Genomic DNA, 2,636 nt, shown 5'->3' with positions numbered 1-2,636 from the left:
AGCGGCTTGAGCATCTAACATACCACCCTCTTCCATTGCAGGAATGGCAGTGATAGGAATGGTTTCTTGCACTAAGGTTTGTCTTGAGGTTTGAGTCCAGCCATGCCAGGCCAACATAGCTCCAGTGGTATCGTTAAACATAAATGCTTCAGCTGTTAATGAAAAATCATGCTCTGATTGCCGATATTTCCCTAATGATTCAACAGTTGTCGACAGGCCAACATGCCTGACTTCTTCGGCTAACCAACTATTAATGGTTGAATAGTTTAAGGTGAAAGGCGACGCCCACGCTGTAGCAACATTTTCTAACGATATTTGCGGATACATCAAGCCAAACTGAACATCAAACCGAATACCTTGCTCACTCGGAATATCACGATAACGTAAAATGGCTTCAGTGATACCTAATCCATTATTGATACCATCAACATATCCATTCGCCACAATACGACTCGACCAAGCATCGCCCCATTGGCTGTGATAACTTAACCCCAGTTGTGCTATGGCTAAGTGTGCACCATTATCAACGCCAAACTTGCCCAATCCACCATCCAAATATGAATCGATGCTATCAGCATAACCAACACGGACATCAATCACGCCACTGACATCATGCTCAACATCCATACGACCATTCATGTCAGGGTCCAATGAGTCGGCATAAACACAGCTACTCACATACAGTAAGCAACACACTATCCTTGTAAGTAAGCCGCAAATAATCAATTCTCCTACAGGTAATCAGATTGCCCTAACCAGTCATTAAACTGCTGCTCAGGCAATGGACGCGACAAGTAAAAGCCTTGGCCCATTTCACAGTTTAGTTTGGTTAACCATTCTAAAGTAGCCTTGTCTTCTATGCCTTCGGCAACCACTTTAAGGCCCAAATTATGAGCTAATTGTAGCGTCGATTGCACTATAATTTGGTCAGCTTCATTTTCCAGCAACTTTTGCACAAATGACTTATCAATTTTAAGTTCATCGACTGGCAGTTGTTTCAATTGCGCCAATGAAGAATAGCCAGTGCCGTAGTCATCTATTGATAACGTCAGTCCATTTTTACGCAGTAAGGTAAGCTGCTTTACCGCAAGTTCAGGATCTGACACTACCGCATCTTCAGTTATTTCTAATGTCATCGCCGCAACCGGAACATTATGCTCTGCGAGAGCATTAATAACCCAGTGACAAAATTGTTCATCTTTTAAATTTTCAGCCGAAATATTTACCGCTATACACATATTAATACCCAGTAATTGCCAACGATGATATTGATCCATCGCTTCAGTAATCACCCAACGAGTTAATGCATCCATTTGCATGGTTTTCTCGGCGATAGGGATAAACGTATCAGGTGGAATAATGCCTCTAGCAGGATGATTCCAACGAACGAGTGCCTCTACATGGGTAATTTTTTGTTTGGCTAAGTTTAATTTGGGTTGGTAATACAACACTAACTGATTTTGCTCGATAGCCACTTTAAGTTCATTAATGAGCTGAAAACGTTCAATACTATTTTTATCGATATTGGCGTCGTAGATTTGATAGTCACGCTTATTTATTTTAGCATGCTGCAGAGCGGTATCTGCTTGTCTTAGCAGGGTAACAATATCTACGTTTGGCTGATAAAAACTGACACCAGCAGTAAACTGCAAATGTAACATTACATCTTGATAACGATAATCCTGACCAATTTGATTTTGGAGCTTTTTGAGAAGCACATCAAACGATTGGTGCTCACAATGTTTAAATGCTAAAACGAATTCATCACCCGACAATCGATAAGCTAAGGCATCGGGATTTACCTCACATAAACGCTTAGCTACTTCTTTAATCACCTCATCGCCTACAGCATGACCTAACGTGACATTAATTTCAGTCATGCGGCGAATATTAATTAAACACAGCCCCATCGTTGACCCCGCGACTAACCAAGGTTCAATCGTGCGCTGTAATTCATTACGATTACCTAAATTGGTTAATGGGTCATGATAAGCTTGATGAGCAATGGCTTTTTCTCGTTGTAAAATAGCTTGCTGCATTGAGGTAAATTCAGTGGCTAATTGTTGTAGCTCAATACTGGAATCGACACTCACACTGGAGTCATAATTACCTTGTGCGATAAAACGTGCTTGGGTTATTAATTGTGTGATCGGCCTAGTGATACTGCCCGATATCCAAAACGCCAACAACAATGACACCGGTAACATCATAACTAACACCGCGACCTGTTGTAACCACTGTGATTCTATTGAAGCCAACAAATCAGAGCGGGATTTATACATATAGGCATGTAAAGACTGGCCATCAACTTCACCTAAAAATTGCTTCCACAGAATATAATCGTGGTTGGTTTTCTCTTCGATGATATAACGCGATAATAGTGAGGTTTCATCGTCTGGCAACGACAGACCAGAATGGCCAACCGCAATGACATTATTTTCGGTTGTTAACATAAAACCGCTGTTTAAGCCGGTGAGCTTCTGCAACGAATTAGCTAAGGTATCATCGATAAGAAACCCAAAACCCACCCAACCGATAACGCTATTACCGCCACTAGTGAGTGGTGAAAACTTAATTTGATACAGTTTATTATCTAATAAATAAAATGGGCTCAGTGTTTCAAACTCGGAACCTAA

General features: G+C 41.1%; 1 protein-coding gene and 1 pseudogene. Both read right to left on the bottom strand.

The genetic code is table 11. The annotated features are described in order from the left end of the window. Positions 1–639, bottom strand: a pseudogene (locus tag CXF78_RS19815) (hypothetical protein); the annotation flags it as partial. Between the two features lie 92 nt (positions 640–731). Further along, positions 732–2,636: GGDEF domain-containing phosphodiesterase (locus tag CXF78_RS19810; RefSeq protein WP_102037727.1), on the bottom strand; the 1,905-nt coding region annotated here is incomplete at its 5' end.

The sequence above is a fragment of the Shewanella sp. 11B5 genome (assembly GCF_002836795.1).
GTDB classification, from domain to species: Bacteria; Pseudomonadota; Gammaproteobacteria; order Enterobacterales; family Shewanellaceae; genus Shewanella; species Shewanella frigidimarina.
This window is presented reverse-complemented; position numbering and strand designations above follow the sequence as displayed.